14 protein-coding genes and 1 pseudogene are annotated in these 14,721 nt (G+C 53.0%); 3 read left to right on the plus strand and 12 right to left on the minus strand.

The genetic code is table 11. The features are described 5' to 3' along the window. Positions 1–109: 109 nt before the first annotated feature. The 5 genes and pseudogenes from chbR to osmE all read right to left on the minus strand — a co-directional run. A pseudogene (gene chbR, locus WB237_RS07380) lies at positions 110–946 on the minus strand (transcriptional regulator ChbR); the annotation flags it as partial. 11 nt (positions 947–957) lie between these two features. Then, on the minus strand, positions 958–1,305 hold the full coding sequence (gene chbA / locus WB237_RS07385; RefSeq protein ID WP_336211937.1) for a PTS N,N'-diacetylchitobiose transporter subunit IIA: 348 nt from the start codon (positions 1,303–1,305) through the stop codon (positions 958–960). 47 nt (positions 1,306–1,352) lie between these two features. After that, entirely contained in the window at positions 1,353–2,711 is a 1,359-nt protein-coding gene (chbC, locus tag WB237_RS07390) for a PTS N,N'-diacetylchitobiose transporter subunit IIC (protein WP_028017210.1), read from the minus strand. A gap of 79 nt (positions 2,712–2,790) precedes the next feature. Further along, a complete protein-coding gene (gene chbB / locus WB237_RS07395) occupies positions 2,791–3,108 on the minus strand; it encodes a PTS N,N'-diacetylchitobiose transporter subunit IIB (protein ID WP_014883474.1) in 318 nt (105 codons plus the stop codon). Between the two features lie 284 nt (positions 3,109–3,392). Continuing rightward, positions 3,393–3,734: an osmotically-inducible lipoprotein OsmE gene (gene osmE, locus WB237_RS07400; RefSeq protein ID WP_008500677.1), complete on the minus strand. Its 342-nt coding sequence runs from the start codon at positions 3,732–3,734 to the stop codon at positions 3,393–3,395. A gap of 232 nt (positions 3,735–3,966) precedes the next feature. On the opposite strand from osmE, the gene nadE reads away from it, so the two are divergent. After that, positions 3,967–4,794 (plus strand): ammonia-dependent NAD(+) synthetase, encoded by an 828-nt coding sequence (gene nadE, locus WB237_RS07405; RefSeq protein WP_336213511.1) that lies wholly within the window; start codon positions 3,967–3,969, stop codon positions 4,792–4,794. Between the two features lie 116 nt (positions 4,795–4,910). After that, positions 4,911–5,789, plus strand: a complete 879-nt coding sequence (gene cho / locus WB237_RS07410) for an excinuclease Cho (RefSeq protein ID WP_336211940.1) — start codon at positions 4,911–4,913, stop codon at positions 5,787–5,789. On the opposite strand, the gene ves is transcribed toward cho, so the two are convergent. The 7 genes from ves to astC all read right to left on the minus strand — a co-directional run bounded on the left by ves (position 5,758) and on the right by astC (position 13,479). Continuing rightward, complete coding sequence (gene ves / locus WB237_RS07415; RefSeq protein ID WP_336211942.1) at positions 5,758–6,324, minus strand: environmental stress-induced protein Ves; 567 nt, start codon at positions 6,322–6,324, stop codon at positions 5,758–5,760. The two genes, cho and ves, sit on opposite strands and share 32 nt — an antisense overlap. Before the next feature lie 297 nt (positions 6,325–6,621). Then, positions 6,622–7,116 carry an ATP-independent periplasmic protein-refolding chaperone Spy gene (spy, locus tag WB237_RS07420; RefSeq protein ID WP_336211944.1) on the minus strand — a complete coding sequence of 165 codons (495 nt, stop codon included), beginning with the start codon at positions 7,114–7,116 and terminating at the stop codon, positions 6,622–6,624. A 339-nt stretch (positions 7,117–7,455) separates the two neighbouring features. Continuing rightward, positions 7,456–8,421: a succinylglutamate desuccinylase gene (gene astE, locus WB237_RS07425; RefSeq protein WP_336211946.1), complete on the minus strand. Its 966-nt coding sequence runs from the start codon at positions 8,419–8,421 to the stop codon at positions 7,456–7,458. A gap of 10 nt (positions 8,422–8,431) precedes the next feature. Further along, the gene (astB, locus tag WB237_RS07430; RefSeq protein WP_336211948.1) at positions 8,432–9,757 is read right to left on the minus strand and encodes an N-succinylarginine dihydrolase; all 1,326 of its coding nucleotides are present in this window, start codon (positions 9,755–9,757) and stop codon (positions 8,432–8,434) included. After that, on the minus strand, positions 9,744–11,231 hold the full coding sequence (gene astD, locus WB237_RS07435) for a succinylglutamate-semialdehyde dehydrogenase (RefSeq protein ID WP_336211950.1): 1,488 nt from the start codon (positions 11,229–11,231) through the stop codon (positions 9,744–9,746). The genes astB and astD overlap by 14 nt, the downstream gene beginning before the upstream one ends. After that, positions 11,228–12,262: an arginine N-succinyltransferase gene (gene astA, locus WB237_RS07440; protein ID WP_336211952.1), complete on the minus strand. Its 1,035-nt coding sequence runs from the start codon at positions 12,260–12,262 to the stop codon at positions 11,228–11,230. The genes astD and astA overlap by 4 nt, the downstream gene beginning before the upstream one ends. Next, positions 12,259–13,479, minus strand: a complete 1,221-nt coding sequence (astC, locus tag WB237_RS07445) for a succinylornithine/acetylornithine transaminase (RefSeq protein WP_114978110.1) — start codon at positions 13,477–13,479, stop codon at positions 12,259–12,261. Before astC ends, astA begins: the two co-directional genes overlap by 4 nt. A gap of 433 nt (positions 13,480–13,912) precedes the next feature. Here astC and xthA point away from each other — a divergent pair, with 433 nt between their 5' ends. Next, positions 13,913–14,719, plus strand: coding sequence for an exodeoxyribonuclease III (xthA, locus tag WB237_RS07450; protein WP_336211955.1), 807 nt, complete (start codon positions 13,913–13,915; stop codon positions 14,717–14,719). Positions 14,720–14,721: the final 2 nt, after the last annotated feature.

The following is a 14,721-nucleotide window of genomic DNA, read 5'->3' on the forward strand; positions in this document are numbered from 1 at the left end:
ATATCTCCCTTAGCGTATCAGGTTAATCGCCTGCAAGGTATAGCGTACTCTTCCCGCTATTTGGGCAAGCAATCAAGGCAATATTCGTGGCGGGTAAATCCGCCGAAAGTTAATTAATTACCGTCAAGTTTTTCCGGTAACTGTTCGGGGTGAACGATGTCAATTTCTTAAAGGTTTTAATAAACAGACTGGGGCTACTGTATCCGGATTCGTAAGCAATATCGGTGACAGAATAGTTGGTAATTTCCAGCTGTTTTTTGGCAAAATTAATGCGGATTTCATTAATAATTTGCACAGGTGTTTTACGATAATAACGCTGTGTCGCGCGAGTCAGATATTCCTGCGATTTTCCCGACAGTGAAACCATATTCTCCAGCGCATTTTCACTAAACTGCCCTTTATCGTGCATCAGTTCCACAGTACCGCGCAGCCATTGCGGAACATCATCCGTCACCTGCTGCTCTTCGCGATGATGGCGCAGCCGGTTCATCACATAGAATGTCACCGTTTCAATAAACTCATCAAATTCATTGTCGCGGAAGTTAAGCGAGGCGATAACCGTTTCAATCCAGGTCATAAACTCGTTTTTGACGCGATAGACCTGTGATGCCACAAAGCAGAACGGTACCAGCGGCAGATAGTGCTTCTCAAAGAAGCGTCTGCTGACGCCCACATTCAGAATGCGTGTGGCACCAAATTCGTAGAAACTCTGGTGATAGGATCCCATCGGCAGGAAGACAAAATCTCCCCGTTCAAGCAGGACGCGCTTACCGTTGATTTCCTGGTAGTAGCGGCCGGTCAGAACAATCGTGAACTCATAGTAGTCATGCTGGTGCAGACCGCTGGCGCTCTCCGTTTTGTTGTAAATGACCACGTGAAAATTCTTGCCATTAAACAGTTGCTGCTCAAGTGCGGTTTTAATTTCCATCGTGCTGACCTCCTGCTGCCTGACCTGACTTACTGCATTTTCTCGTGAAGCTCAATTAACTCCGCCACCAGCTCGCGTGCCAGCATCGACGTCATCAGATGATCCTGTGCGTGTACCAGCACCAGGCTAACCTTCATCTTCCCTTCCCCCTGGTCACCTTCGATGAGCTTCGTCTGCACCAGGTGCGCTTCATTCAGCGCCGTACGGGACTGATCCATCATGGTTTTCGCGGCGACGAAATCACCCTGTTTAGCCTGCTTGAGGGCAGCATAGGCCAGGCTGCGGGCTTGTCCGGAATTGATGATGAGCCCCATCACCACTTCTTCGAGATCGTTCTCTGCGCTTTCTTCTGCAACAATACTATCCAAATCTAACATGTTTAAGCTCCTTGTGGCTGGCGCGGGTTTCCCCGCGCCGGTCAATCTTAGAATTTCAGTGAGAGGGCAATATCCTCTTCGCTCTCTTCTTCATCAATGATGGTTGCTGCTTTGTTCGCAATCGCCACGAATGGCATGTAAAGCAGTGTTGCAATCCCGAGGTTGAATATCGCCAGCAGGAAGGCCGCCACGCTACCGTTGGTGTTGAAGAACGCGCCCAGACCCGCCGGCATTGTCCATGGTGCAATGTTGGTGATGGGTGGAATGATCCCCATGTAATAGGCCGTCAGGGTAATGGCTGCCAGCAGCGGCTGAATCAGAATGAACGGGATGAACATCACCGGGTTCATGATGATTGGCAGACCAAACAGGATCGGTTCGTTAATCTGGAAGATACCTGAAGGCAGCGCCAGTTTGGCCACCTGACGGTAGTCAGCACGACGAGAGACAATAAAGACCGCGATGATCAGACCCAAGGTCGCCCCGGTACCGCCCAGGAAGATATAGGAGTCAAGCATCGGCTTCGCCCACACATGGAAGGTTTTACCCGCTGCCAGCGCCGCGTCAACGGAGCCGTACTGCTGGTAAAGTGCAACGTTTTCCAGTGCCCATGGGGTCATAATCCCGCTGTCCAGCGCAGCCAGTGCCAGTGAACCATGCACGCCAAAGAACCACAGCAGAGAAGTGAAAATCACATACGCCCAACCGACCACTCCACCCATTGACGCCAGCGGCGTAGAGATAGAGTCCATGATGATCTGATGGAAGTTAGTGCCCCAGTGAGAAAGCGCCCAGGCGATAATCCCCATGATGGAAAGAATAATGAAGCCTGGAATCAACGCGGAAAATGAACGAGAAACCGAAGCCGGAACGCTATCTGGCAAACGGATAACCCAGTTTCGACGAATAATAAAGGTGAACATCTCCGCCACCACCAGCCCGATAACAATACCGGAGATGATGTTAGCTCCGCCCAGCCAGTTGGCGCCTACTGCATACGCTTCACCGACACTGTAAGGAGTCACGGTCATAAATGCGGCAACGGATAATAAACCAGCGGCCAGTGGATCCACTTTCCGCTCTTCAGCCAGCGCCATCCCTATAAAGAAAGGCGCCATCAGCGACATAATACCTAACGTCCCGTTATAGACGTTGCCGCCGATGGCTTTAAAACCGTTAAGGGTTTCAATAGTCGAAGCGTCTAACCGAATTCCTAATGAATAAAAGAAGGAACCTTCACCAAAGCTCAGAAAAACGTTGTTAATTAAAACGAACATTGCCCCGGCCAGCGTCAACGGCATTAATTTAATAAAGCCGTTTTTGATGGCATTAACGTGAGGCTGCTTTCCTATTTTAACAGCAAAAGGAAGGAGTACCTTTTCAAGTGAAGCGATGACTTTACTCATAGGAAAATACCCTTAAATGCCGCAACACAAGTTACGGCGTATTGTGTGTGAAATAACTCTTTGACGGGAAAAATAAAAATTAATTAGCAGCTTTTTTAATGGCTGCCACAGCAGCTTTCAGTACACCTAAACCATCAATCTTGCCGTACAGCCCTGAGTCGATCACTTCGACCGGTTTATTCGGTAACAGTCGTTGAATTTCGGGTAACATATAGGCGATTTGCGGCCCCAGTAAAACGACGTCGGCTTTCTGGCCTTTTTCGCCCGCCAGCGTCTCAGGAAACGCTTCAATCACCACAGGGACTTCATACTTTTCAGCTTGTGCACGCATCTTTGACACCAGAAGCGAGGTTGACATGCCCGCTGAGCAGAACAGGTAAATATGTTTCTTTTCCATCATAATTTCCCTCTTGTATGACTACCTGCCATCTTGCTATCACTCGACTCGCTGTCCCGGCAGACAGGTAGCTTGCGTATTGTTGTTTGTCGTTGGAGTGAGTATACGCAATGGTACAGACAGGAGATAATTCTGAACAGACTGAAATTGTCTCTCATTGACCTGGCTTGTTGACTCCCTTCACATTTCGGGCAAATAATTCGCGCAAAGAAATAAGATTTTTATATGCATAAAAAAACCGACCCGCAGGTCGGTTTGTTAACATCCTCAGGTAAGCAGGGTTGTTACGCCTTAGGTGCCTGCGGATCGGTGTCGTATTCAGCACAGGTCTGATAGCCGGAGTTAATAACATGGCCGGTATCATCCAGGGCGACAAAGTAGGTCTCTGCCTTACCATCACGTTGACCCAGGATATAGGTCTGGCAGGTTCCTTTCGCATGGATCATGGTCACTTCAGAAGAAGGTTTACCGGCAATCGCAGCCACCTGCGAACGGGTCATGCCTTTTTTGACATCTTTAACCACTGGCTGTGTGAACTGATCTTTGGTGCGATCGTAAGCTGTACACCCTGCCAGCATAGTCAGTACTGCCGCTGCGCTAAGAATTCCTGCTACGTTCTTGTTCATATTCCGTCCTCTTGTTTATCAGCGTGTTATCTAAGCATGGAATAAAAAGTACGATTGTTCAACTTTGTGAATTACGCCAGAGGAATTTCGGAAAATTCTAATAAAACAATGATAACCTGCTAAATCGCCGCAAATTAGCGCACTCAAAACTGTGATCCTTGTCGTTTCTCGCCCAAAGGGTTAGTTTTAGCAGTAAATACTTTCGGTTTATGTTCTGCATACGGAGGGCATGATGGCTCTGCAACAAGAGATTATTCAGGCGCTGGGCGCGAAGCCTGCGGTCAATGCACATGAAGAGATCCGCCGCAGCGTGGATTTTTTAAAAGCTTATTTAAAAACGAACCCTTTCCTGAAATCCCTGGTGCTGGGCATCAGCGGGGGCCAGGACTCTACCCTGACCGGTAAACTCTGCCAGATGGCAATTTCAGAGCTTCGCGAAGAGACCGGTGATGAGAAACTGCAGTTTATCGCCGTGCGTCTTCCGTATGGCGTACAGGCAGACGAGCAGGATTGCCAGGATGCCATCACGTTCATTCAGCCGGACCGCGTGCTTACCGTGAATATTAAAGGCTCCGTGCTGGCAAGCGAGCAGGCGCTGCGCGAAGCCGGCATAGAATTGAGTGATTTTGTTCGTGGGAACGAGAAAGCCCGCGAGCGCATGAAAGCGCAGTACAGCATCGCCGGGATGACCAAAGGTGTAGTTGTTGGAACCGACCATGCGGCAGAAGCAATCACCGGTTTCTTCACCAAATATGGCGACGGCGGCACCGACATCAACCCCATCTTCCGTCTGAACAAGCGTCAGGGTAAGCAACTGCTGGCCGCGCTGGGCTGCCCTGAGCATCTGTATAAGAAAGCGCCAACGGCGGATCTGGAAGACGATCGCCCTTCCCTGCCGGATGAAGCGGCGCTTGGTGTCACCTATGACAACATTGATGATTATCTGGAAGGCAAAAAACTGGATGAAGGTACCGCGAAAATCATCGAAGGCTGGTACCTGAAAACAGAGCACAAGCGTCGCCCGCCAATTACCGTATTTGACGACTTCTGGAAAAAATAAAAGCAAAACGGTAACCCACATTATATAGGCCGGGTAAGGCGTAGCCGCCACCCGGCTCTTTTTTAACCACCACACTCCTGCTACACTGTATACATGAACAGTATAGGGAGTGGTATGTGAGCAGGCGTCAATCCGCCCCGCGTCTTGAGTTTGAAGCGGCGGCTATCTACGAATATCCCGAACACCTTCGCCCATGGCTGGAGGCGCTGCCTAAACAGCCAGGCGTGTACATCTTTCACGGTGAGAGTGACACCCTGCCACTCTATATCGGTAAAAGCGTCAATATTCGCAGCCGGGTATTATCCCATCTCCGTACGCCGGACGAGGCCGCCATGCTGCGCCAGTCACGACGCATTACCTGGGTTCAGACCGCAGGAGAAATGGGCGCGTTGTTGCTTGAAGCCCGACTGATCAAAGAACAACAACCGCTGTTCAATAAACGCTTGCGCCGCAATCGTCAGCTTTGCTCCCTGCAGATAACCGCAGGCAAACCGCAGATTGTCTACGCACGTGAAGTCGACTTTTCACATGCCCCAAATCTCTACGGCTTATTCGCAAATAAACGTGCGGCACTTCAGGCTCTGCAAACGCTGGCGGATGATTTACAGCTTTGTTACAGCCTGTTGGGGCTGGAGGCAACCACCCGTGGGCGCGCCTGCTTCCGAGCTGCGCTGAAGCGCTGCGCAGGTGCTTGCTGTGGGAAAGAAAGCGTTGAGGAACATCATGCCCGGCTTCTCAGCGGGCTGGCGGCCATCAGTGTCGCCTGCTGGCCGTGGGAAAGTGCCGTTGCACTAAAGGAAGTGGGTGAAGCGATGACCCAGTATCACATTATCAATAACTGGCTTTGGCTGGGCGCCGTTGACAATATAAACGACGCAACAACCTTGTTACGCACACCCGCCGGATTCGATCATGACGGCTACAAGATACTCTGTAAGCCGGTATTAACCGGCAAATATGAGATCATTGTGCTGAGTGACCCGGCAGCCAGTTAATTTCACTGAACAATAAGGTGCCCTCAGACTCCAGCAGACGGAGTGTATGGGTGCCCTCTTCCCAGAATGCTCCCTGATCGGCTGTCAGCAATTTATCACCTAACTGCCACGCGCCACTTAACACGAACACCACGCCGCCCCGGGAACCAAAGGTGGTAAAAGTACGGTCAGCAACACGAACTTTTGCCTGACAGCAATCGCGCCGGGTCATGATGTTGAAATCCATTGCCATCCTTCCATCCGCCAACAGTGCTTTTACCGGTAGATCGCCAGGAAAGCTGTAAGGCTGATGCTGTTTCAGGGTATGGCAAAATGCCTGACCGGCATCCAGCGTCACCTCCCCCCCTTCCAGTAACGTAATCACCCGGTCAACACCGGGAAAAGAGGAGAATTCACCGTTGCTGGCGATAGTCGCAATACTTGCACGCCAGAAAAAATCCCGCGTAGCGGGAGGAAAACAACAAATTTCTCGCGTTTCGCCAGCACCATTGCGCCAAAGACTGACCGGCATCTTACGGATATCAAAGTACTCCATCACAACTCCTGAATGGCACAACCTGTACCAGGGCAAGGATATTGCTATCGTTGCTGTCTTGTTTGTTATCGTTAGGGATCCACAGACACAGTATCGGCAGCAGAGCGGGCAGGCATTAACGGAACGTTAATAAAAATTCTAACGTCATGACTCTGCGAGCATTCTCTGAAGCGACTACAGGAGCATACCGCGCCCACGGCGGCAGACAAGAGGGAAGGAAAGAAAAACCGCCGGTCCTGTCCACAGCGGTAGCGCTTTTGTGGACAGGATCCCGGCGGTCTTAAGATGTTGAACCGATTATTCGGTTGGTGCTGGCATTTTACCTTCCATCGCCGGACGTTCTGTCAGACGCTTCTCAAAATTCGCATTAAATTGTTTTTTCTGTTCCGGAGTCAGAATGTTGTAGATCTTATTCTGGGTTTCCATGTGAGCCAGCATGCGGGCTTTGTGCTGCTCAGCCATTTTGTCAATCTGCGCTTCAGCTTTCGCCTTATCGAAGCTATCGCTGGCGATGATCTCATGCATCGCGCGACGCTCTTCAAGCGACGGACGCTTCATTTCGTCGCGCTGACTTTTTCTGATATCGCGGATCTGCTGCTTCTGCGCATCCGTCAGGTTCAGATCTTTGAACATCATCATCTCGTTGTGCATACCTGGGCCTTTATGATGCATCATCATTTTGCCTTCAGCAGGCGCGGCAGGTGCAGTGGTCGCAGTATCTGCGGCGAACGCCATGCTGGTAGCGCCCAGAGCCAGGGTAGAAGCAACAAACAGTGCAGTAAGTTTACGCATAATTTATTTCCTTTCTTTCAGTTTTTCTTCGGCGCTATGCCGTGTTGACGAGATTAACTTTACGGGCTTTATCGTCAATTAGTCAGAGCAACGGTAAAACAATGAAAGTGTAAAAAACAAATTTTCGCCAAATATGGAGGAAATAAGAATAAAGCGTGGAGAGTTGCAACAAAAAAATAATCAATATACTGATTTTAAAACAACTTGGTGGAAGTATAGCGAAGTGAAGATTAATAATAAAGCAATTCACCAGGAATAGTCTGCAAAAGAAGTACGAACGCTTTAATCGTTAAGAAAAGGTTTTTTACTTCCCCCCTCAGAGGATGAGAGGGGAAACACTCAGGAGATTTTTTCCAGCATCAACCCGGCTCGCAAACCAAACGCCACTGACGGGTTAGGAAACAACACATATTCGGTTGTCTTCTGTACTTCATAACGTTCCTCGCCATCTTCCGCCAACAGGACACCTTTACGGAATGGGGTGAAGTTAAGCGTGTGTGCGGCCATATGAAGCAGGAAGGCATCGCTGCGGCGTGTGATCTGCTGTACGACCCGATACCGCTCAACGGGCTGATGCACATGCTCAGGTGTTGTTCCTCCCAGCAGTGCCCTAAGGGCAAGATGCGTAGGCGCAAAGCGGGTTAGATCGTTCTCGCCGAACGGGAGTGCTTTTCCCAGCTCCAGCGTACACGCCAGCGCAGCGAAATGTTCGCAGGTAAAATGGGTAAACGTTCCGCCCGGTGACTGATGAAAGACCAGCGCCTCCAGTCCGGCGTCCCCCAGCCAACTCAGGAACGCTTCATCCCACGGCTGATTACGCTGCGGCAGAACACCAAAGCGAACATGGTAAGACGCGCGGATCGCCGTATGCAGATCCAGATGCCAACGCGCAGGCCCCGCAGCGGCAAAAAACGCGCTCACGACGTTCTCCAGCCACTCTGCCCGCGCCGTTTCGTCACTCTGTGGAAATTGCGACCAGCGGCCACCGAACATACGGTTAATATCACTCACCAGATACCGTTTGTTTTGTGCCAGCGCTGGCGGGTTGCCGAGCACCACCAGCACACGACACTTAAGGGTGATATCTCCGCGATACAACGCGCGCAACAGCAGATCGACAATCTCAACGGGTGCCGTTTCATTCCCATGAATCCCCGTTGAGAGCAGCAGTGACAGATCGCTTTTTGCAGTCGGCGTCAGCTCAAGCACTCCGCGCCCCAACCAGCGCCAGTGGAATGAGGGGCCCTCCCCCTCACTCTGCTCAGGCGTTTCGTCAGCCAGGGTCAGCGCCAGTAGATTTTCCATACTCACTCCTTTAGCGCTGGAACGGATAAACCGATCCCAGTTGCAGGATTGATGTCAACGCGTCCAGCGCCTCACGGCCTTCGCGCAGCAGCTGAGGGTCGACCAGGTCGGCCTGCGTTAACCGGTCACGATAGTAACGATCCACCCAGTCGTTCAGGGTGTTAAACAGCGTCTCGTTCATCATCACTGCCGGGTTAACGGCCTGCATTTCATTCTGCGTCAGTACCACGCGCAGACGCAGACAGGCTGGACCACCGCCGTTGGCCATACTTTCACGCAGGTCAAAGACGCGCAGTTCGTCAATTGGGTTATCGGCATTAACCAGGTCCGACAGATAACGCCACACCCCTTTATGATCCCGGGACTCTTGCGGCAGCACCAGCATCATGCTGCCATCGTCACGGCTCAACAGCTGGCTGTTGAAGAGATAGGTTTCCACTGCATCCTGCACGCTAACCGCCTGCGTCGGCACCTGAATCGGCATAAAACCCGGCACGCGTTCATGTAACGTAGCGAGCAGCTTCTCCTGATGGGCAAACGCCTGCTCATGGCAGAACAGTACCTGGCGGTTGGAGACGGCAATCACATCGTTGTGGAACACGCCCTGGTCAATCACCTGCGGATTTTGCTGAGCAAAAATCACCTGCGAAGGATTGACCTGATTCAGGCGGGCAACGGCCTGACTCGCCGCCAGCGTCTGACGGGCCGGATAGCGAACGGGTTCGGAATGACCGCCCTCCTCACGCCCGTAAATAAACAACTGCACACCAGGGTCGCCATAATCACCTCCCAGCCGGTTATGGTTGGCAGCCCCTTCGTCGCCAAACATCGCCACCTGTGGCAGAGCCTGATGCACCACAAAATGAGCGTCATGACTGAAAATAGCGCGCAGTACGCGCTCGGTGGTTTCCGCTTCAGTGGCGCGGTGGAATTTGTTATTCAGGTTCGCCACCGTCAAATGGACTTTGCCATCCAGCGTATCGGCTGACGGTGCGACGGTTGCCGCGTTGGCCACCCACATTGATGAGGCAGAGCTTGCCGCAGAGAGCAGATGCGGTGTCTGTGTACCCGCTTTTTCAACCACCTGCTCATCGCTGCCGGTGAAACCAAGTTGACGCAACACTGCCACGTTTGGACGCTCCTGCGGCGGAATAACCGCCTGCGGGAAACCAGCATCCGCCAGCGCTTTCATTTTCAACAGCCCCTGCTTCGCCGCCAGTTTCGGGTTGGAGACATGAAAACGATGCTTCGTCGAGGCTTCATTACCAAAAGAGAGACCCGCATAGTGGTGCGTCAGCCCCACCAGGCCGTCAAAGTTGACTTCACGCGCTTTCATGACGATCCCCTCCGGTAAAGTCCAGACCCGGATTGAGCGTTTCCGGCAGCGTCAGGGCCGGGGTTTCCAGGCTTGCCATCGGCCACGCGCAGTAATCCGCGGCGTACCACGCGCTGGCGCGATGGTTGCCCGACGCACCCACGCCACCAAACGGTGCAGTGCTCGCTGCCCCGGTCAGCGGTTTATTCCAGTTCACAATCCCGGCGCGCGCTTCCAGCAGCAGTTGGTCAAACTTCTCGCGATGAGGAGAAATCAGCCCACTCGACAGGCCGTAACGGGTGTTATTGGCCATTGCAATCGCCGCATCAAAATCGTCATAACGCCAGACGCACAGCAGCGGACCAAAGACCTCTTCGTCCGGCACGTTGCTCGCACCGCTCATCTCAATAATGCCCGGCGTCAGCAGCGAGGTGCCAGGCTGGACCAGCTTCGGTTCCAGCAAGGTTTTTGCACCACGCGCGACATGATCCTGCCAGGCTTTCAGCACATTTAACGCCGCCTGCTCGGAAATCAGACCTCCCATAAACGGCTGCGGGTCGGCATCCCACGTTGCGGGTACCAGACGCGCGCTCACTTCAACCAGCCGTTTCAGGAAGGCATCCCCCTGCGCACCACGTTTTACCAATAAGCGACGGGAACAGGTACAGCGCTGTCCGGCGGTAATAAAGGCGGACTGAATGGTCAGATGCACGGCAGCGTCAATATCGTCAGGGTCTTCCACGATCAGTGGATTGTTACCGCCCATCTCCAGCGCCAGAATTTTTTCCGGCTGCCCCGCCAGTTGGCGATGCAATTGATAGCCCGTTCCGGCGCTGCCGGTAAACAACAGACCGTCAATATCGCTCAACGCACTCAACGCCTGACCAGTTTCACGCCCACCCTGCACCAGATTCAGCACGCCTGGTGGCAATCCAGCCTGTTCCCAGAGTTTCACCACCGCCTCGCCGGTTAATGGCGTTAACTCGCTCGGTTTGAAAATCACGGTATTGCCCGCCAGCAGCGCGGGCACAATGTGGCCATTCGGCAAATGCCCCGGGAAGTTGTACGGACCGAACACCGCCAGCACGCCATGCGGACGGTGGCGCAGCGTGGCCGCACCGTCCGGCATCTCGGTGTGCTGTTCACCGGTACGGGTGTGGTAAGCCTTCACCGAAATGGCAATTTTGTTGATCATCGCCGTCACTTCGGTTGTTGCTTCCCAGCGCGGTTTACTGGTCTCAGAGGCGATAATGCGCGTCAGTTCGGCTTTGTTCGCCTCCAGCAAACCGGCAAACTTTTCAACAATGGCCTGACGCACGGCGAAAGGCTGTTTTGCCCACGCCGGAAACACTCGGCGCGCGGCATGACAGGCTTGTTCGACCTGCGCGGCGCTGGCGTCATTCCCTTTCCAGAGCACCTCTTTTCCTACCGGATTGGTCTTTACTCGCTGTTCGCCTTCACCCGTAACCCAGTCACCGTTAATCCATAATGTCATGCTGTTTTCTCCTCAGGGCAGAGACGCACCAGGCGAACCGTATCGCCGGCGTTACATTTCAGGGCATCCAGTTCTGCAGCCGTCAGCACCAGACGTTCACATTTCGGGTTGGTACGTACCAGCATGGCACGGAAGTTGGTGTAATTCTCATTCGACACCAGACATGCCGGCCAGTCACCCGGTGCGGGCTGACCTTCAGCGACCTCAACCAGTCGGCTTTTACGAATCGCACGCACGCGGTCGATATCACACTCAAGCGTAGGCCCGCCGTCAAAGATGTCGACGTAGTTGCGGTAGCGGAAGCCCTCTTTCTCCAGCACCGCGCGGGCTGGCGCAGTTTGCGGATGCACTTCGCCAATCACCGCCTGCGCTTCCGGGGTTAAGAAATGGGTATAGATGGGGTGCTTCGGCATCAACTCGGCGATGAATGCTTTCTGCCCGGTACCGCACAGATAGTCTGCCCGGCTGAACTCCATCGAGAAGAAACGTTCGCCCAGGCTCTCCCAGAACGGTGAGTAGCCTTTGTCGTCGATCACGCCGCGCATCTCGGCGACCACCTTTTCGTTAAAGCGGTCGCGGAAGGCGGCCATAAACATAAAGCGTGATTTGGAGAGCAGGTAACCGTTGCCCTCTTTGCGCCACGCCGGGTCGAGGAACAGCGTGCAGAGCTCGCTGGCGCCCGTGTGGTCATTACAGAGAAACAGCGTCGGCAGCGCGTTATAGACGTTCAGCTCTTTCGAAGCGTGAACCATCGTGCCGACGCGGTAGTTGTACCACGGGTCGTTTAACCCAACAGCCACCTCGATGGCGCAAATCCCGGCCACAGCACCGGTGTCAGTATCTTCAAGAACGAACACATAACCCTGTTCGCTTTTTGGCAACGTCCCCTGCCAGGTTTGCAGGGCGCGCTCAATGCGCGCCGACAGTGTTTTTTCATCAGCGGGAAGTGAGGTCAACCCACCTCCCGTCTTACCGGCAAGTTTCATGAGCCCGGCGAGATCGCCGCGCTCAACGGGACGGATGACCATCATGATGACACCCCGGATTTCACATGTTCACAGGCCAGCGCAAAGCGATCTAAACCGGTTTGCACCTCTTCCTGGCTGACAATCAGCGCAGGAGCAAAACGCACCACATTGGCACCGGCGATCAGCACCATCACACCCATTTTTGCCGCTTCCTGCGAAATAAGTTTCGCTTTTCCGGCAAACTCAGCGGTGAGCTCGCAGCCAATTAACAGCCCCAGACCACGAATTTCTTTGAACAGGCCGGTCTTACTGTTGATGGCATTCAGGCGCTCAACAAACCAGTCGTGGCGCTGCTTAACCCCTTTCAACACCTCAGGAGTGTTAATGATGTCGAGAACCTGTCCGGCCACGGCGGTGGCCAGCGGGTTACCGCCGTAAGTGGTGCCATGGGTCCCCACGGTCATCACGCTGGCGAATTTATCGGTGGTCAGCATTGCCCCAATCGGGAAGCCGCCGCCCAGCGCTTTGGCAGTCGAAAGGACGTCCGGCGTCACACCGTAGTGCATGTAGGCATACAGTTCACCGGTACGGCCCACACCTGTTTGCACTTCATCAAAAATCAGTACCGCATTATGACGATCGCACAGTTCGCGCAGCCCCTGCAGGAACGCTTTTTGCGCCGGAAGCACGCCACCCTCGCCCTGCATCGGCTCAACAATTACCGCGCAGGTGGTGTCGTTGATCAGCTCGCTGGCTGACTGGAGATCGTTATAGATACCGTGACGAATATCGGGCGGCAGCGGTGCAAAATCCTGCGAATAAGAAGGCTGACCGCCCGCACTGACGGTAAAGAGCGTACGACCGTGGAAGGCGTTCTTAAACGCCACAATACCGCTCTTGTGCGTGCCAAACTTGTCGTGTGCATATTTGCGCGCCAGCTTCAGCGCCGCTTCGTTCGCTTCCGCCCCCGAGTTACAGAAAAAGACCTTTTCGGCAAATGTCGCATCGATCAGTTTTTTCGCCAGACGCAGAGCGGGCTCGTTGGTAAACCCGTTACCGGTATGCCAGAACTTCGCCGCCTGGTCGTTCAGTGCCTGACGCAGTGCCGGATGAGCATGGCCCAGCGCGTTCACCGCAATCCCACCTGCAAAGTCGATATACTCTTTACCCTGCTGGTCCCACAGGCGTGAGCCTTCCCCACGAACCGGAATAAAAGCCGCCGGAGCGTATACTGGCATCATCCATTCATCGAAATTTTCACGCGTAATTGACAGAGACATAGCGACCTCATCCGGTAAATAAAAAGTTATTTGAATGTTAAATAATTGAGTGTTTGCACTGTGAATGTAGATTGCAGCCTTCGTGCCAGCCAGCGATAAAAATGCATAAACGGGTTAAGCCAACAGAATATCAATAAGTTACAACATGGAGTTATTCACTGTTATTGCATAAAAAGTGAATATTTTTACGGCAAGCGGCGCTTTGCCGCATGAAAATAAGAAAGAGTATGCAGAGGCCAAATATAATTCTGGAATTGTGATCGCTCGCGAAATTTATCTGTCATTTACGCCCTGTTTGAGGGCGAGACGCGTCAGAATGGTGCAAATATTGCACCACTGGCATTATCTGTCGCAGTTATTGGTCAATCCCCGTAACAGTTGACGCAAATTCTGCTACCATCCATGCACTATTCACCTTGCACTGGCAGCGACTATGAAATTTGTCTCTTTTAATATCAACGGCCTGCGTGCCCGTCCTCATCAGCTTGAAGCTATCGTTGAGCAACATCAGCCAGATGTGATCGGCCTGCAGGAGACAAAAGTTCACGACGACATGTTCCCCCTCGAAGAGGTGGCGAAACTCGGCTATAACGTCTTTTATCACGGACAGAAAGGCCACTATGGCGTAGCGCTGCTCACTAAAGCGCCACCGGTATCCGTTCGCCGCGGCTTCCCTGGCGATGGTGAAGAAGCACAGCGTCGCATTATCATGGCGGAAGTGCCTTCTGCACTCGGGAATATCACGGTCATTAACGGTTACTTCCCGCAGGGTGAGAGCCGTGACCACGAGACAAAATTCCCGGCCAAAGCAAAGTTCTACCAGGATCTGCAGGACTACCTGACCACCGAACTGAAAAAAGAGAATCCGGTGCTGATTATGGGCGATATGAATATTAGCCCGACGGATCTCGATATCGGTATTGGCGAAGACAACCGCAAGCGCTGGCTGCGTACCGGTAAATGCTCCTTCCTGCCGGAAGAGCGTGAGTGGATGGCGCGTCTGTTGGACTGGGGTCTGGTGGATACGTTCCGCAAGGCCAATCCGGAAACACAGGACCGCTTCTCCTGGTTTGACTACCGCTCAAAAGGCTTTGATGACAACCGTGGCCTGCGTATCGATCTGCTGCTGGCCAGCTCGCCACTGGCAGAGCGCTGCATTGAAACCGGTATCGACTACGATATCCGCAGCATGGAAAAACCGTCCGATCACGCGCCGGTCTGGGCAAAATTCAAGCTGTAATC

Origin of the sequence: Enterobacter sp. P82, from assembly GCF_037053385.1 — a bacterium.
Lineage (GTDB): Bacteria > Pseudomonadota > Gammaproteobacteria > Enterobacterales > Enterobacteriaceae > Enterobacter.

What these genes read in the sequence shown, in the direction of transcription:
- astC (WP_114978110.1), bottom strand. Translation starts at nt 13,479, where the DNA reads ATGTCTCTGTCAATTACGCGTGAAAATTTCGATGAATGGATGATGCCA.
- chbB (WP_014883474.1), bottom strand. Translation starts at nt 3,108, where the DNA reads ATGGAAAAGAAACATATTTACCTGTTCTGCTCAGCGGGCATGTCAACC.
- osmE (WP_008500677.1), bottom strand. Translation starts at nt 3,734, where the DNA reads ATGAACAAGAACGTAGCAGGAATTCTTAGCGCAGCGGCAGTACTGACT.
- astA (WP_336211952.1), bottom strand. Translation starts at nt 12,262, where the DNA reads ATGATGGTCATCCGTCCCGTTGAGCGCGGCGATCTCGCCGGGCTCATG.
- astE (WP_336211946.1), bottom strand. Translation starts at nt 8,421, where the DNA reads ATGGAAAATCTACTGGCGCTGACCCTGGCTGACGAAACGCCTGAGCAG.
- chbA (WP_336211937.1), bottom strand. Translation starts at nt 1,305, where the DNA reads ATGTTAGATTTGGATAGTATTGTTGCAGAAGAAAGCGCAGAGAACGAT.
- astD (WP_336211950.1), bottom strand. Translation starts at nt 11,231, where the DNA reads ATGACATTATGGATTAACGGTGACTGGGTTACGGGTGAAGGCGAACAG.
- spy (WP_336211944.1), bottom strand. Translation starts at nt 7,116, where the DNA reads ATGCGTAAACTTACTGCACTGTTTGTTGCTTCTACCCTGGCTCTGGGC.
- nadE (WP_336213511.1), top strand. Translation starts at nt 3,967, where the DNA reads ATGGCTCTGCAACAAGAGATTATTCAGGCGCTGGGCGCGAAGCCTGCG.
- chbC (WP_028017210.1), bottom strand. Translation starts at nt 2,711, where the DNA reads ATGAGTAAAGTCATCGCTTCACTTGAAAAGGTACTCCTTCCTTTTGCT.
- xthA (WP_336211955.1), top strand. Translation starts at nt 13,913, where the DNA reads ATGAAATTTGTCTCTTTTAATATCAACGGCCTGCGTGCCCGTCCTCAT.
- astB (WP_336211948.1), bottom strand. Translation starts at nt 9,757, where the DNA reads ATGAAAGCGCGTGAAGTCAACTTTGACGGCCTGGTGGGGCTGACGCAC.
- ves (WP_336211942.1), bottom strand. Translation starts at nt 6,324, where the DNA reads ATGGAGTACTTTGATATCCGTAAGATGCCGGTCAGTCTTTGGCGCAAT.